We start from the raw sequence: 14,046 nt of genomic DNA, 5'->3' as shown, positions 1-14,046 counted from the left end.
TCTTCGCTTGACCCTTATCGATACCAAAGGAGAATCCATGTCGATTCGCATGAAACTCGGCGTCAGCATCGCGGCGCTCGCACTCACGAGCGCGGCCTTCGCGCAGACGCCCGCTGCCAAACCCACGCGTATTCGCGGCGATATCGTGTCCCTGTCCGGCGACACGATGACGGTGCATCGGCGTAGCGGCGACACGGTCAAGGTCGCGGTGAAGGCCGACACGCCAGTCACGGCGCTCAAGAACATCAAGCTCGAAGACATCAAGCCGGGGCAGTTCGTCGGCACGGCCGCGACCACGGGCACCGACGGCAAGATGACCGCAACCGAGGTGCTGGTGTTTCCGGAAGCGGCACGCGGCACGGGTGAAGGCCACTACGCGTGGGACCTCGGCCCGCAAAGCTCGATGACCAACGCGAACGTCGATCAGGTCGTGCAAGGCACGAGCGGACGCGATCTCAAGCTGTCGTACAAGGGCGGCTCGAACGCTGTCACCGTGCCGCCGAACGTGCCGGTCGTGACCTTCGCGCCCGCTTCGCATGACGACCTGAAGCCTGGCAAGAAGGTGTTCGTCGTGGCGAGTCCGGCAGGTGGCGACTTTGCCGCGCAGCGTATCGTCGTGGAAAAGGACGGCGTCGCTCCGCCGATGTAAGCTTCGATGTAACGTAAGACCCGCGCCCGCTTCAAAGCGGGCGTTTTCATTCCAGACTCGCGCGCACGTCTCTCACGTTCGACACCGTCTCGTCGAAGTGCGCAGACCCGAGTTTGCGCCTCATGCGCTTCGTGACCTCCGAGCTCATCGAGCCAATGCGCTTCATCAGCGCAGGCGCCGCGGCTGTCGGATGAATCGATGCCTCGCGTCCATCCCTGTCGGTCGACCAGCGTTCGACCAAGCCGAGCTTTTGTAAGCCGTCCAGCGTGCGCGTGGCCGTGGGTCGCGAAATGGCGAGCGCATCGGCAAGCTCGCCCTGCAGCAAGCCGGGATGCTCGACGATCGCGCGCAGCATGAAGCCTTGTGACGGCGTAAGGCCGAACGGCTTGAACGCTTTCGTCCACTCGCGCTCCAATGTGCGTGCAAGCGCCGTGGTGTTGAAGTAAAGGCATTGGTCGAACATGCGGCTTTCCTTTGAATCGAATTGATTTGCTCTGCAACTATCCGCGTGTCGTCGACGAACGGGTCAGCAGATTTTACGGGCTCGGGTTAACATCGTCGTTTGCCGCGAACCACTCGTCAGGAGAACATGCATGAGCAATACGCGTTCCGACCTTCCGTCATATCCGAACACACAACTTTTTATCGATGGCGAATGGCGCGCCGGCTCGCGCGACACCGCCGTGATCAATCCCGCGAGCGAAGCGGAAATCGGCCGTCTGGCGCTCGCGGGCATCGACGAACTCTCGCTTGCCGCCGATGCCGCCGCGCGTGGCTTCAAGGAATGGCGCAAGGTTTCGCCGTACGAGCGCAGCAAGCTGATGCGTCGCGCCGCGCAGAACATCCGCGACCGCGCGGAGCAGATCGCCGCCATCATGTCGATGGAGCAGGGCAAGCCGCTCGGGGAAGCTCGCATCGAGACGCTGTCGGCTGCGGACATCATCGAATGGTTTGCCGAAGAAGGGCGCCGCACGTATGGCCGCGTGATTCCGTCCCGTTCGGACGCGGTGCGCCAGATCGTGACGCGCGAGCCCGTCGGTCCCGTGGCCGCTTTCACACCGTGGAACTTCCCGATCAATCAGGCGGTGCGCAAGGTGTCGGCGGCGCTGGCCTCGGGCTGCTCGGTCGTGTTGAAGGGACCGGAGGAAACGCCCGCGAGTTGCGCGGCGCTCGTGCAGGCTTATGCCGATGCGGGTTTGCCCAAGGGCGTGCTGAATCTCGTGTTCGGCGTGCCGGCGGATGTATCGAAATATTTGATCGCGCATCCGGCCATCCGCAAGATTTCGTTCACGGGTTCCACACCGGTGGGCAAGCTGCTCGCATCGCTGGCGGGCGAGCATATGAAGCGCGTGACCATGGAGCTCGGCGGACATGCGCCCGCTATCGTCTTCAAGGACGCGGACGTGCCGCGCGCGGCGAAGATGCTGGCATCGGCCAAGTTCCGCAACGCCGGTCAGGTGTGTATCTCGCCTACGCGCTTTCTCGTCGAAGAAGCGGCGTATGAAGAGTTCGTGCATCACTTCGTCGCGACGGCGAGCGCGGTGAAGGTCGGCAACGGTCTCGACGACGGCGTGCAAATGGGCCCGCTCGCCAACGGCCGCCGTCTCGAAGCCATGGAACGCCTCGTCGCCGATGCCCGCGAGCACGGCGCAAAGGTGCTGACGGGTGGCGAACGCGTGGGCCGCGAAGGTTACTTCTTCGCGCCGACCGTGCTGGTGGACGTGCCCATGAGCGCGCGCATCATGACCGAAGAGCCGTTCGGCCCGATTGCGCCTATCGCCTCGTTCAAGTCGTACGACGAAGTCATCGCCGAAGCGAATCGCTTGCCTTACGGTCTCGCCGCTTATGCGTACACGAGTTCGGCGGCGACCGCGGCGGCGGTATCGGACGATATCGAAAGCGGCATGCTGTCGATCAACCATCACGGGCTTGCCTTGCCTGAAACGCCGTTCGGCGGTGTGAAGGATTCGGGCTACGGTTCGGAAGGCGGCAGCGAGGCGATGGAAGCGTATCTCGTCACCAAGTTCGTGACCGAGCATCGTTGATGGAAACGCGCGGGCGTTATCACGACGCTTGCGCATCGACAGGAGAAGCAGGTGACGCGAACGGTCGTGGGTTTGCTCGGCACGGGCAGCATGGGCGCGGCTGTCGGCCACAGGCTGACGCAGAAGGGCGCGCGTGTCTTGACGACGCTCGAAGGGCGCAGCGAGGCCAGCATCGCTCGCGCGCGCGAGGCGGGGATCGAAGACGCAAGTCCCGACCGCTTCGCCGAGTGCGATTTCATTCTATCGATCGTGCCGCCCGCGGTGGCGGTCGAATCGGCGCACCGTCTGGCGCCCGTGCTTGCGCGGGCCGCCCGTAAGCCTCTCTACGTCGATTGCAACGCGGTCAGTCCGGCGACGGTCAAGCGCGTGGCAGAAGCGCTCGACGTTCCGTTCGTCGATGGCGCGATCATCGGTTTGCCATCCGCGCCAAAGTTCTATGTGTCGGGACCGCAAGCGCACCGTACGCTCGCACTCGCCGATGCGGGCCTCGACGTACACGTGCTCGATGGTCCTGTCGGCGCGGCATCGGCGCTCAAGATGTCGTATGCGGGAATCACGAAGGGATTGACCGCGATCGGCGCGGCCATGTCGCTCGCCGCGCTTCGCAATGGCGCGGGCGATGCGCTCTTCGAAGAGTTATCGGCGAGTCAGCCCGAGCTGGCCAAATGGCTTGCGAATAGCGTGCCGCGCATGCCGCCCAAGGCGTATCGATGGGTCGCGGAGATGGAAGAGATCGCGGGCTTTATCGGCGACGAACATGCCGAGCATCGCATCTATGAAGGCGCGGCCGGTCTCTACGAACGCCTGGCCCAGGACAAGGACGCCACCGACGCGCTCAAGCAGTTCTTCGAGCGTTAAGCCCTGGCCGTCTGCGTCATGTGTTCGAAAAAGCGTGCGGCGCGCCGGTCGCCTGCGTATGCCGAATTGATGCGCACCCACGCGCACGCCTCGCCGTTTGGCCGATAGTAATTCCCCGGCGCCAGCGTAACGCCGAACTTCAGCGCTTCACTCACGAGCTTCGTCGAGTCTTCGATACCCGGTACCTTCGCCCAGACGAAATTGCCGCCGCTCGGTTGATCGAATACGTCCCAGCCGTAGCTCTCCAACTGCTGCACCGCGCTAGAAAGCGAATCGCGCACGCGCTTGCGCAGCCTTTCGAGATACTTCCTGTACGTGCCGCGTTCCAGCAGACTTGCCGCAACGCTCTCGGCGAAGCGCGTGCCGCCGAGGCTCGTCAGCACTTTCACATCGACGAGATTCTTCACGAGCTCGCGATTGGCCGCAAGATAGCCGATTCTCAGCGACGACGACAGCGTCTTCGACAAGCCGCCCACATAAATCACGCGGTCGAACTGATCGAGCGATGCGAGCCGTTGCGTCGGCACGGTCTGAAAATCCGCATAAATGTCGTCTTCCACGATAGTGAAACCGTGCTGCGTCGCAAGTTGCAGCAGCCTGAAAGCGACTTGCGGCGCGATGTTGGTCGCCGTCGGGTTCTGGAACACGGTGTTCACGAAGAACAGTTTGGGCGTGTGCTGCTTCAGAAGCGCTTCGGCCATCTCGACATCCGGCCCGTTGGCCAGACGCGGCACGCCGACGAGCCGCACGCCTTGCAGCTTCAGCAAGCCAAACAGATTGTAGTAGCCGGGATCTTCGACGAATACCGTATCACCGGGCTTGAGCATGTAGCGCACGACGAGATCGAGCGCCTGACTCGCGCCGCTCGTGATCATCACATTGGGCAAATCCGCGTTGATGCCGAGCGTGTTGAGGCGCATTTGGATCTGCTGGCGCAGGTTCGTGTCGCCGTGCGGAATGGCGTAGTCGATCACGCTTGCGATGTCCGCGCGCGACGCCTGCCGCACCGCCTGCGTGAGGCCATCGACATCGCGCCATGCCTCGGGAATGAAGCCGCTCGACAGCTTGAGCGTCTCGCCGGGATAGTTGAACTGCGCGAGGATCTGGCTCGACTCCTCTTCCGCGAGACGCGGGTCGCAATTGCCAGCGTCGCGCGCGTGTTCGTCCACATGATTCGCCACGTAAAAGCCCGAACCGTGACGCGGCTGGATCAGCCCGCGCGACGCAAGACGGTCGTACGCTTCGATCACCGGAAAGCGGCTGATGCTCTGTTCGGTCGCAAGTTGCCGGATCGACGGCAGTTTCGCGCCCGCCAGCACGCGGCGCGAGCGGATCATGGTTTCGATTTGGCTGACGATCTGCTCGGTCAGCGGCACGCCCGTGGCGCCATCGATATTTAGCGGAAGTGCGTTCATCGTTTTAAGTGTTCGGTCGAACAGAGTGAACAGTTGCGATCAAGTGTTTGCGGAGTAATTTGAAGTATTCGAACGCATCCGAAAATCGCCGTCAACTAGGCCAAACGGCCATCCACACTGTTCTGAGCGAATACCGACAAAATTACTCACTTAGAAGTGTTCGGTATTTCTGGCTATACAGTTCCTGTGTAACTGTACGCAAGTGTTCATTCTAGATGTTCGGCACTGGCCGAATAATACGCTTAACGGCTGCGACACGCTTTTACATTCGCAGCATCCATCAAGCGATCAGGCGATCGAGCGACAGGGAGCGGCATCATGCGTGAAATCAGGACTTTTGAACTCGACGGGCGCGATGCGCCGACTAGCTGGTTTATCGACCGGCCGCAAACGCTGCGCGCTACGCGTGGCCAGATCTGGCTGACCATCGAAGGCGACGCCGGCGATTTCTGGCTCGATGCGGGCGAGTGCGTCGAACTTCAGCCGTTCTCGACGATCTGGGTAAGCGGCGCGCGGGACGAAAGCGCTTTTTCGTTGGCGTCGGTTTCCACGCCGACGACCACATCGAGGCGCTTGATCGACGCAGCCCGCGCGTGGCTCGCGCGCCGCACGGCGCCTTCCGGTGCGGCGATCTCGAAGGCATAGGCGAAAAAAAACCCGGCCGAGGCCGGGTCCAATGTTCCCGCGCTCTTTCGAGCGCGGTCACCTGCAAAGCTACAGACTACTCGCTTACGCCGCCAGCAGCGAGCGCAACACGAACGGCAAAATGCCGCCGTGCTTGTAGTAGTCGACTTCGATCGGCGTGTCGATACGCAGCAGCACCTGCACGCGATCTTCCTTGCCGTCCTTCCGATGGATCACGAGCGTCACTTCTTGCTGCGGCTTGAAGTCGTCGCCCAGACCTTCGATATCGTACGTCTCTTCGCCCGTGATGCCGAGCGTCTGCACGCTGTCCGTACCCTTGAACTGCAGCGGCAACACGCCCATGCCGACCAGGTTCGAACGATGGATACGCTCGAAGCTGCGCGCCACCACGGCTTTCACGCCGAGCAGTTGCGTGCCTTTCGCCGCCCAGTCGCGCGACGAACCCGTGCCGTATTCCTCGCCCGCGAAGATCACGGTCTGCGTGTTGTCGCCGATGTACTTCATCGCGGCGTCGTAGATGGACAACTGTTCGCCGCTCGGTTGATGGATCGTCAGGCCACCTTCCACGCGCGTGCCATCTTCCTTCAGCGGAATCATCAGGTTCTTGATACGCACGTTGGCGAAAGTGCCGCGCATCATCACGTCGTGGTTGCCGCGACGCGAGCCGTAGCTGTTGAAGTCGGCCTTCTGCACGCCGTTCGCCTTCAGCCACACGCCCGCCGGCGACGTTTCCTTGATTGAACCTGCCGGGCTGATGTGGTCGGTCGTGACCGAGTCGCCGAAGATGCCGAGCGCGCGTGCGCCCTTCACGGCGGGAATCGAGTCGGCCGGGGTCATCGAGAAGTCGTGGCCGAAGAACGGCGGCTCCGCGATATACGTCGACTTCGGCCAGTCATAGACCTGACCGGTTTCGCCCGCGATCTTGCTCCACAGGTCGCCATCCTTCGTAAGCTGCGAGTAGTTCTCGCGGAAGGCTTCGGCGTTGAGCGCGTACTTGAGCAGCGAATGCACTTCCTCGCTCGTCGGCCAGATGTCGCCGAGATACACGTCATGCCCGTCCTTGCCCTTGCCGACCGGCTCGGTCATGAGGTCGCGCGTGATGTTGCCCGCGATGGCATAAGCAACTACCAGCGGCGGCGAAGCCAGGAAGTTGGCGCGGATGTTCGGGTGAATACGCGCTTCGAAGTTGCGGTTGCCCGACAGGACGGCGGCCGCGACGATATCGTTCTTCACGATGGCGTCGTTCAGTTCCGGCGTCAGGTCGCCCGCATTGCCGATACACGTCGTGCAACCGTAAGCGGCGAGCGTAAAGCCGAGCTTGTCCAGATACTGCAGGAGATCGGTCTTCGTCAGATATTCGGTGACGATACGCGATCCCGGTGCCAGAGACGTCTTGATATGCGGCGCCACCGTCAGACCGGCCTCGACCGCTTTCTTGGCCAGCAGACCGGCGGCCAGCAGCACGCTCGGGTTCGACGTGTTCGTGCACGACGTGATCGCGGCGATCAGCACGTCGCCGTTCTTCACGTCGACGCCATCGGCGGTCTTGTAGTCGGCGGTCAGATCGGCGGGCTTCTTGGCAAAGCCGTTTTCGCCGACCGGCTTCGAGAAGAGGTCGGTAAACGTGGTCTTCACATTGCCGATTTCGATACGGTCTTGCGGGCGCTTCGGACCCGCGAGCGACGGCGCGACGGTGGACAGATCTAGCGTCAGCGTCTTCGTGAAGTCGATGTCGCCGGCCTTCGGCACGCCCCACAGCTTCTGCGCCCTGAAGTAGTTCTCGAAGGCGGAGATTTCGGCGTCGGTACGGCCCGTGCCCTTGAAGTAGTCGATGGTTTTTTCATCGACCGGGAAGAAGCCCATGGTGGCGCCGTATTCCGGCGCCATGTTGCCGATGGTCGCGCGGTCCGGCACCGCGATGGAAGCCGTGCCTTCGCCGAAGAACTCGACGAACTTGCCGACGACCTTCTCCTTGCGCAGCATTTCCGTGATGGTCAAGACGAGGTCGGTTGCCGTGCAGCCTTCGCGCAGCTTGCCCTTCAACTCGACGCCGACGACATCCGGCGTGAGGAAATACACCGGCTGGCCGAGCATGCCCGCTTCCGCTTCGATGCCGCCCACGCCCCAGCCCACCACGCCGATGCCGTTGATCATCGTCGTGTGGCTGTCGGTGCCGACGAGCGTGTCCGGGTAGTAGACCGTGTCGTTGCCTTCGGTCTTCTTGTGCACGCCGCGTGCGAGATACTCCAGATTCACCTGGTGGACGATACCCACGCCCGGCGGCACGACCTTGAACGTGTCGAACGCCTGCATGCCCCACTTCATGAACTGGTAGCGCTCGTTATTGCGCTGAAACTCCAGCTTCATGTTCAGGTCGAGCGCGTTCGGCTCGCGGAAGTGATCGATCTGCACCGAGTGATCGACGACGAGATCCACCGGCACGAGCGGCTCGATCGCCTTCGGGTCCTTGCCCGCGCGTTCGGCCACACCGCGCATGGCGGCGATGTCGGCGAGCAGGGGCACGCCGGTGAAATCCTGCAGCACGACGCGCGCGACGACGAACGGGATTTCATCGACGCGGGCTGCAGTCGGTTTCCAGTTCACGAGTTGTTCGATGTGCTCTTCGGAAATCTTCTTGCCGTCGTAATTGCGCAGCACGGATTCGAGCACCAGCCGGATAGACACCGGCAGACGTTCGATCTTGACCTTCAGGGCTTCGCCGAGTTGCGGCAGCGAGTAGAACTTGCCTTTGCCGGAACCACTGTCGAATTCCTTGAGCGTATTGTGAAGATTGTGGGCCATGGTTATTTTCCTTGGGCTGATCTGGGTTTGATGCAACGTTTCCTGAATCTGAAACCGGGTCGTGCCTGGTTTGACGCGCCGGCACGCGCGCACCGGCTCCAGGCGCTAGATCACATACAAATCGACGTATTCATTGACCGGCATGGCTTCGAGCTTTGCCTGATCGAGCGATACCGCGAGGATCGCCTGTTGCTGTTTTTGCGGGAACCGGCGCGCGAGATTGGTCTTGAACTTCTCGACGAGCAGCGGAATGCCGTCCTCGCGGCGGCGCTTGTGACCGATCGGATATTCCACCGCGATTTCATCGAGCTTCGAACCGTCCGTGAACTCGACGGTGAGCGCGTTCGCAATCGAGCGCTTCTCAGGGTCGTGGTAATCGGTCGTGTATTGCGGGTCTTCCACGCATTCCATCTTCGCGCGCAAGGTGTCGATGCGCGGGTCCTGCGCGATCGAATCTTCGTAATCGGCGGCGGTGAGACGGCCGTGGATGAGCGGCACGGCGATCATGTACTGAATGCAGTGATCGCGGTCGGCCGGATTGTTGAGCGGTCCCTTCTTGTCGATGATGCGGATAGCCGCTTCGTGCGTGCGAATGGTGATCTTCGCGATATCTTCGACACTCTTGCCCGCTTCCTTCAGCTTGCCGTGCAGCGTCATGGCGGCTTCGACGGCGGTTTGCGAATGGAATTCGGCCGGGAACGAAATCTTAAAGAGCACGTTCTCCATGACATACGAGCCGTACGGGCGCTGGAACTTGAAGTCGTTGCCCTTGAAGAGCACGTCGTAGAAGCCCCAGGTCTTCGTGGTCAAGACCGACGGATAGCCCATTTCGCCGGTCTTCGCGATCAGCGCGAGACGCACGGCACGCGAGGTCGCGTCGCCCGCGGCCCACGACTTGCGCGAACCCGTGTTCGGCGCATGGCGATATGTACGCAGCGAATGACCATCGACGAAAGCGAGCGACACCGCGTTGATGAGTTCGTCGCGCGAGAGGCCGATCAACTGACCGACGACCGCTGTGGACGCGAGCTTGACCAGCAGCACGTGATCGAGCCCGACCTTGTTGAACGAGTTTTCCAGCGCGATACAGCCTTGAATTTCGTGCGCCTTGACCATGGCGATCAGCACGTCTTTCATGGCGACCGGCTTCTTGCCGGTGGCGATTGCGTTACGTGACAGCCAGTCGGCGGTGGCGAGAATGCCGCCCAGGTTGTCCGACGGATGGCCCCATTCGGCGGCGAGCCATGTGTCGTTGAAGTCGAGCCAGCGGATCATGGCGCCGATGTTGAAGGCGGCCTGAACCGGGTCGAGCTGAAACTGGGTGCCAGGCACCTTCGCGCCGTTGGGGACGATCGTGCCGGGCACGATCGGTCCCATCAGCTTGGTGCAGGCAGGGTACGAGAGGGCTTCGAGTCCGCAGCCGAGGGTGTCGATCAGGCAGTTGCGCGCGGTTTCCAGCGCAAGCGTGCTCTCGACGCGATAGTTGAGAACGTAGTCGACTATGTCGACGAGTACCTGATCCGGCTCTGGCCGGACGTTCGAGATCGGTGCGGACATCGAGGATTCCTGTTTGATTGCAGACTTTGTTATTCGGCCTTCTTGAACAACGCTTCCGACTGCGTGGGAGCGGTTGCGCCCGCAGCCATTTCGGCGGTCATGCACTCGTCGGCCAGGCGCGACGAATCTTTGTCGGAGAACAGCATTGCCTTCGACGGGATCACGACGAGATCCATGCCCGTTGCCGCATCGTGGAAACGATCGGCGCCGGTCGTGGTGTCCTGACGGGGCAGCTTGTAGTCCTTCTTGGCCCAATTCACGGTGACGATGGTGTCACGCTTCATGTCGCCTTTCAGATAGAAAGACGCGCCTTCCTTACAGGTCCACTTGACGGCGCCTTCGGGAATCGGGTCGGTCTTCGCTGCCGCGGCCGCTTCGGCCTTGGGTGAGCGCTTGATGAGTCGACGTGCCGGAGCCGGGCGTTTGGCCTTTGCCGCCTTCGAGTCCGTGGTGGTCGTCGCGGCGAAGGCGTCGGCACTGACGAACACGCTGGTGGTAGCCAGTGTGCCGACGATTGCAGCGATCAGGAGTTTATTCATCGAAAAACCTTTCAAAACATGGAGGTTGGTAACGGTTGCCGCGCGGAGTGAATTTCGTCCTCGCGAAATTCGATCGCGCAGTCCGCTATTTTCGCTTATTTAGTGGCGTGAACTTCAAATTATCGGGGCCCGTGTAGTTCGCACTCGGCCGGATGATTTTGTTGTCGATGCGTTGCTCGATGATGTGCGCGCTCCATCCCGCCGTGCGCGAGATGACGAAGAGCGGCGTGAACATGGCCGTGGGCACGCCCATCATGTGATACGAAACCGCGCTGAACCAGTCGAGGTTGGGGAACATTTTCTTCGCGTCGGCCATCACGGATTCGAGCCGTTCGGCGATGCTGAAGAGCTTGTTGTCGCCCGCTTCCTTCGAGAGCTTCTTCGCGACCTCCTTGATGACCTTGTTACGCGGATCGGAGATGGTATAGACCGGATGACCGAAGCCGATCACCACTTCCTTCTTCTCGACGCGTGCGCGAATATCGGACTCGGCTTCGTCGGGCGTCTGATAGCGCGATTGAATTTCGAACGCGACTTCATTGGCGCCGCCATGTTTCGGGCCGCGCAATGCGCCAATGCCACCCACGATCGCCGAATACATGTCCGATCCCGTGCCCGCGATCACGCGAGTGGTGAACGTGGATGCGTTGAACTCATGTTCAGCGTAAAGATTGAGCGATACGTGCATGGCTTCGACCCACGATTTCGAGGGCTCCACGCCATGCAGCAAATGCAGAAAGTGTCCGCCGATGGAGTCGTCGTCAGTTTCGACTTCGATGCGCTTGCCGTTGTGCGAGTAGTGATACCAGTAGAGCAGCATCGAACCGAGCGAGGCCATCAGTTTGTCGGCGATATCCTTCGCGCCGGGAACGTTGTGATCGTCTTTTTCGGGCAGGATGGTGCCGAGCATGGATACGCCGGTGCGCATGACGTCCATGGGGTGCGCGGACGCCGGAATCCATTCGAGCGCGGCCTTGAGGTTTGCGGGCAAGCCGCGCAAAGCCTTGAGTTTTGTCTTGTACGCCTTCAACTCGGCGACGTTCGGCAGCTTGCCATGCACGAGCAGATAAGCGATCTCCTCGAACTCGCTGGTGGTCGCGACATCGAGAATGTCGTAACCGCGATAGTGCAGGTCGTTGCCGGTCTTGCCGACTGTGCACAACGCGGTATTGCCCGCGGTCACGCCCGAAAGCGCGACGGATTTTTTTGGCTTGAATGCGCCCGCTGCGGCGGGTGCGTCGGTCGATACGGTATCGCTCATTGCTTCAAGTCTCCTTTCAACGCTCAGGGCGTGCGTTACTTCTTCTTGAAACGCGCGCTGCGTAACCGCTCGCGCGCGTGCTGCAAATGCTCTGTCATGCGTTGCCGCCTTGCGCCGGCGTGGCGAAGAGCGACGCGTAATCGCTTGGCATTGCCTGGCCGGTGGCCTCGGCGCGCCGCAGCACCGACCAGTAATAGCGATAGCTCGCGCGATCGTGCAAGGTATCGCCGTGACGCGTTGGGCCCCACTGCGCGCGTTGTGCGCCAAGCAGTATCTCGGCGGCGAGCGCGATTTCATCGGCACGTGGCGAGAAGGCTTCGACGACAGGCCGTATCTGCTCCGGATGAATGCTCCACATGCGCGTATAGCCGAACTCGTTGCGCGCGCGCCCGGCGTCGTTCGCCACGATGCCCATGTCGCGCACTTCCGTCGATACGTTGTGGGAAGGCACCTTGCCGTGTGCATGACACGCCGCCGCGATTTCCAGCTTCGCGCGCCGCACGAGCGGATGTTCGAACTGGCCGGGCGAGCGCATGGCGGTATCTGGAATGGCGCCGTTGTGCGCCGAAACAAAGTCCATCAGACCGAAGCTCAGCGATTCGACGCCGGGCAGCGCCGCGAGCTCGAAGGCTTCGCGAAGCGCGCCATGCGTTTCGATCAGCAAATGACAAGGCACCGGTTTCTCGATGCCGAACTCGCAACGCGATGCCTCGACGAAAGCCACCATCTCGGCGGCGTCGAAGACGCTGCGGATTTTCGGCAGCATGACGAAGGCAGGCGCTTTCCTCGCGTGACGCAGGATGATGCGCACGTCGTCGCGCCACGCGCGGTGATTGAAGTCGTGAATGCGCACGCCCACGCGCCCGAAGCGGTCTTCCTCGCCGCCGACGAACGACGCGACGAGTTCCGCATGCTCCGCCTCGCGGCCTACTTCCGCACCGTCCTCGCAATCGAGCGTGATGTCGAAGACCGGCCCGAGTTGCGCCTGCAACGCGAGCGACTTCTTCATCAGCTTTTCGCTGCCCGCGTAGTGATCGCAGGGCGGCAGGACAGCAGGCTGCGGGTCGCCGTCAAACAGCACTTCGGCGGGGGTGAGAGCGCGCATCGTCGGCGTCGGGTCCAATTGGGGGAAAAGGATGTCGATCTTGCTCAATGCTTCTGATTCGGCCGCGCTCGGGCTGCTTCCGTGAAAGCACGGCAAGCTCCAAACGCGTTCGAATCAGGCGCGATGCATCGGATGCATTCGCGCCAGCGGGAAGCCTCCCGGCTTCCCCGCAATACTTAAAATTACTTGCCCAGCAAATGCGCCACGCCGTCGCGCTCTTCTAGCAGTTCGTTCAGCGTGCCGTCCATTTTTTCGCGCGAGAACGCGTCGATTTCCAGACCTTCGACGCGTTTGTACTCGCCGTTTTCGCACGTGACCGGCACGCCGTAGATGATGTCTTCCGGAATGCCGTACGAGCCGTCCGACGGAATGCCCATGGTGACCCACTTGCCATTGGTGCCGAGCACCCAGTCGCGCACGTGGTCGATTGCAGCGTTAGCCGCCGATGCCGCCGACGACAGACCGCGCGCTTCGATGATCGCCGCACCGCGCTTGCCGACCGTCGGGATGAACGTGTTGCGGTTCCATTCATCGTCGTTGATGAGCTTCGTCAGGTCGTCGCCGGCGGCCGTGGCGAAGCGGAAGTCGGGGTACATGGTCGGCGAGTGGTTGCCCCACACAGCCAGTTTTTCGATCGATGCGACCGGCTTGCCCGACTTGGCCGCCAGTTGCGACAGCGCGCGGTTGTGGTCCAGGCGCAGCATGGCGGTGAAGTTCTTCTTCGGCAGATCCGGCGCCGACTTCATCGCGATATAGGCGTTCGTGTTGGCCGGGTTGCCGACCACGAGAACCTTGACGTCGCGGCTTGCGACTTCGTTGAGCGCCTTGCCCTGAACCGTGAAGATTTCGGCGTTGGCCGACAAGAGGTCCTTTCGCTCCATGCCTTTCGAGCGCGGACGCGCACCGACCAGCAGCGCGACGTCGGCGTCCTTGAACGCGACTTTGGGGTCGTCCGTGACGACCACGCCTGCGAGCAGCGGGAACGCGCAGTCTTCCAGTTCCATCACGACGCCCTTGACTGCGCCTTGCGCTTGCGGCAAATCGAGCAACTGAAGAATCACGGGCTGGTCTTTGCCGAGCAGATCGCCATTGGCGATACGGAACAGCAGCGAGTAGCCGATTTGACCTGCGGCGCCGGTGACGGCAACGCGCTTTGCGGACTTAGCCATT

12 protein-coding genes are annotated in these 14,046 nt (G+C 61.8%); 4 read left to right on the top strand and 8 right to left on the bottom strand.

Going from position 1 to position 14,046, the window contains the following annotated elements; genetic code table 11:
* Positions 1-37: 37 nt before the first annotated feature.
* Positions 38-649 carry a hypothetical protein gene (locus P9250_RS14875; protein WP_244829095.1) on the top strand — a complete coding sequence of 204 codons (612 nt, stop codon included), beginning with the start codon at positions 38-40 and terminating at the stop codon, positions 647-649.
* 46 nt (positions 650-695) lie between these two features.
* Here P9250_RS14875 and P9250_RS14870 read toward each other — a convergent pair whose 3' ends face one another.
* Positions 696-1,112 carry a MarR family winged helix-turn-helix transcriptional regulator gene (locus tag P9250_RS14870; protein WP_244829096.1) on the bottom strand — a complete coding sequence of 139 codons (417 nt, stop codon included), beginning with the start codon at positions 1,110-1,112 and terminating at the stop codon, positions 696-698.
* Between the two features lie 130 nt (positions 1,113-1,242).
* On the opposite strand from P9250_RS14870, the gene P9250_RS14865 reads away from it, so the two are divergent.
* Positions 1,243-2,694, top strand: a complete 1,452-nt coding sequence (locus P9250_RS14865; RefSeq protein ID WP_250466468.1) for an NAD-dependent succinate-semialdehyde dehydrogenase — start codon at positions 1,243-1,245, stop codon at positions 2,692-2,694.
* Positions 2,695-2,745: 51 nt separating this feature from the next.
* Positions 2,746-3,552 (top strand): DUF1932 domain-containing protein, encoded by an 807-nt coding sequence (locus P9250_RS14860; RefSeq protein WP_310393750.1) that lies wholly within the window; start codon positions 2,746-2,748, stop codon positions 3,550-3,552.
* On the opposite strand, the gene P9250_RS14855 is transcribed toward P9250_RS14860, so the two are convergent.
* Positions 3,549-4,967 carry a PLP-dependent aminotransferase family protein gene (locus P9250_RS14855; RefSeq protein ID WP_250493084.1) on the bottom strand — a complete coding sequence of 473 codons (1,419 nt, stop codon included), beginning with the start codon at positions 4,965-4,967 and terminating at the stop codon, positions 3,549-3,551. The two genes, P9250_RS14860 and P9250_RS14855, sit on opposite strands and share 4 nt — an antisense overlap.
* Before the next feature lie 318 nt (positions 4,968-5,285).
* On the opposite strand from P9250_RS14855, the gene P9250_RS14850 reads away from it, so the two are divergent.
* A complete protein-coding gene (locus tag P9250_RS14850) occupies positions 5,286-5,612 on the top strand; it encodes a DUF2917 domain-containing protein (protein WP_250493085.1) in 327 nt (108 codons plus the stop codon).
* A gap of 84 nt (positions 5,613-5,696) precedes the next feature.
* On the opposite strand, the gene acnA is transcribed toward P9250_RS14850, so the two are convergent.
* The 6 genes from acnA to P9250_RS14820 all read right to left on the bottom strand — a co-directional run bounded on the left by acnA (position 5,697) and on the right by P9250_RS14820 (position 14,045).
* Positions 5,697-8,414: an aconitate hydratase AcnA gene (gene acnA / locus P9250_RS14845; protein WP_310393748.1), complete on the bottom strand. Its 2,718-nt coding sequence runs from the start codon at positions 8,412-8,414 to the stop codon at positions 5,697-5,699.
* Positions 8,415-8,519: 105 nt separating this feature from the next.
* Positions 8,520-9,971 (bottom strand): bifunctional 2-methylcitrate dehydratase/aconitate hydratase, encoded by a 1,452-nt coding sequence (locus P9250_RS14840; RefSeq protein WP_309959334.1) that lies wholly within the window; start codon positions 9,969-9,971, stop codon positions 8,520-8,522.
* A 29-nt stretch (positions 9,972-10,000) separates the two neighbouring features.
* Positions 10,001-10,510 (bottom strand): hypothetical protein, encoded by a 510-nt coding sequence (locus tag P9250_RS14835; protein ID WP_244829743.1) that lies wholly within the window; start codon positions 10,508-10,510, stop codon positions 10,001-10,003.
* An 85-nt stretch (positions 10,511-10,595) separates the two neighbouring features.
* The gene (gene prpC / locus P9250_RS14830; RefSeq protein ID WP_250466472.1) at positions 10,596-11,771 is read right to left on the bottom strand and encodes a 2-methylcitrate synthase; all 1,176 of its coding nucleotides are present in this window, start codon (positions 11,769-11,771) and stop codon (positions 10,596-10,598) included.
* A 94-nt stretch (positions 11,772-11,865) separates the two neighbouring features.
* Entirely contained in the window at positions 11,866-12,876 is a 1,011-nt protein-coding gene (locus P9250_RS14825) for an aldolase/citrate lyase family protein (protein ID WP_310393744.1), read from the bottom strand.
* Between the two features lie 182 nt (positions 12,877-13,058).
* The gene (locus P9250_RS14820) at positions 13,059-14,045 is read right to left on the bottom strand and encodes a malate dehydrogenase (protein ID WP_250493087.1); all 987 of its coding nucleotides are present in this window, start codon (positions 14,043-14,045) and stop codon (positions 13,059-13,061) included.
* Position 14,046: the final 1 nt, after the last annotated feature.

It is taken from the genome of Caballeronia sp. LP006 (assembly GCF_031450995.1).
GTDB lineage: Bacteria > Pseudomonadota > Gammaproteobacteria > Burkholderiales > Burkholderiaceae > Caballeronia.
Note: the sequence above shows the minus strand (reverse complement) of the source record. Positions and strands in the feature narration are given on the sequence as shown.

What these genes read in the sequence shown, in the direction of transcription:
- P9250_RS14870 (WP_244829096.1), bottom strand. Translation starts at nt 1,112, where the DNA reads ATGTTCGACCAATGCCTTTACTTCAACACCACGGCGCTTGCACGCACA.
- P9250_RS14850 (WP_250493085.1), top strand. Translation starts at nt 5,286, where the DNA reads ATGCGTGAAATCAGGACTTTTGAACTCGACGGGCGCGATGCGCCGACT.
- prpC (WP_250466472.1), bottom strand. Translation starts at nt 11,771, where the DNA reads ATGAGCGATACCGTATCGACCGACGCACCCGCCGCAGCGGGCGCATTC.
- P9250_RS14820 (WP_250493087.1), bottom strand. Translation starts at nt 14,045, where the DNA reads ATGGCTAAGTCCGCAAAGCGCGTTGCCGTCACCGGCGCCGCAGGTCAA.
- P9250_RS14840 (WP_309959334.1), bottom strand. Translation starts at nt 9,971, where the DNA reads ATGTCCGCACCGATCTCGAACGTCCGGCCAGAGCCGGATCAGGTACTC.
- P9250_RS14875 (WP_244829095.1), top strand. Translation starts at nt 38, where the DNA reads ATGTCGATTCGCATGAAACTCGGCGTCAGCATCGCGGCGCTCGCACTC.
- P9250_RS14865 (WP_250466468.1), top strand. Translation starts at nt 1,243, where the DNA reads ATGAGCAATACGCGTTCCGACCTTCCGTCATATCCGAACACACAACTT.
- P9250_RS14825 (WP_310393744.1), bottom strand. Translation starts at nt 12,876, where the DNA reads ATGCGCGCTCTCACCCCCGCCGAAGTGCTGTTTGACGGCGACCCGCAG.
- P9250_RS14855 (WP_250493084.1), bottom strand. Translation starts at nt 4,967, where the DNA reads ATGAACGCACTTCCGCTAAATATCGATGGCGCCACGGGCGTGCCGCTG.
- P9250_RS14835 (WP_244829743.1), bottom strand. Translation starts at nt 10,510, where the DNA reads ATGAATAAACTCCTGATCGCTGCAATCGTCGGCACACTGGCTACCACC.
- acnA (WP_310393748.1), bottom strand. Translation starts at nt 8,414, where the DNA reads ATGGCCCACAATCTTCACAATACGCTCAAGGAATTCGACAGTGGTTCC.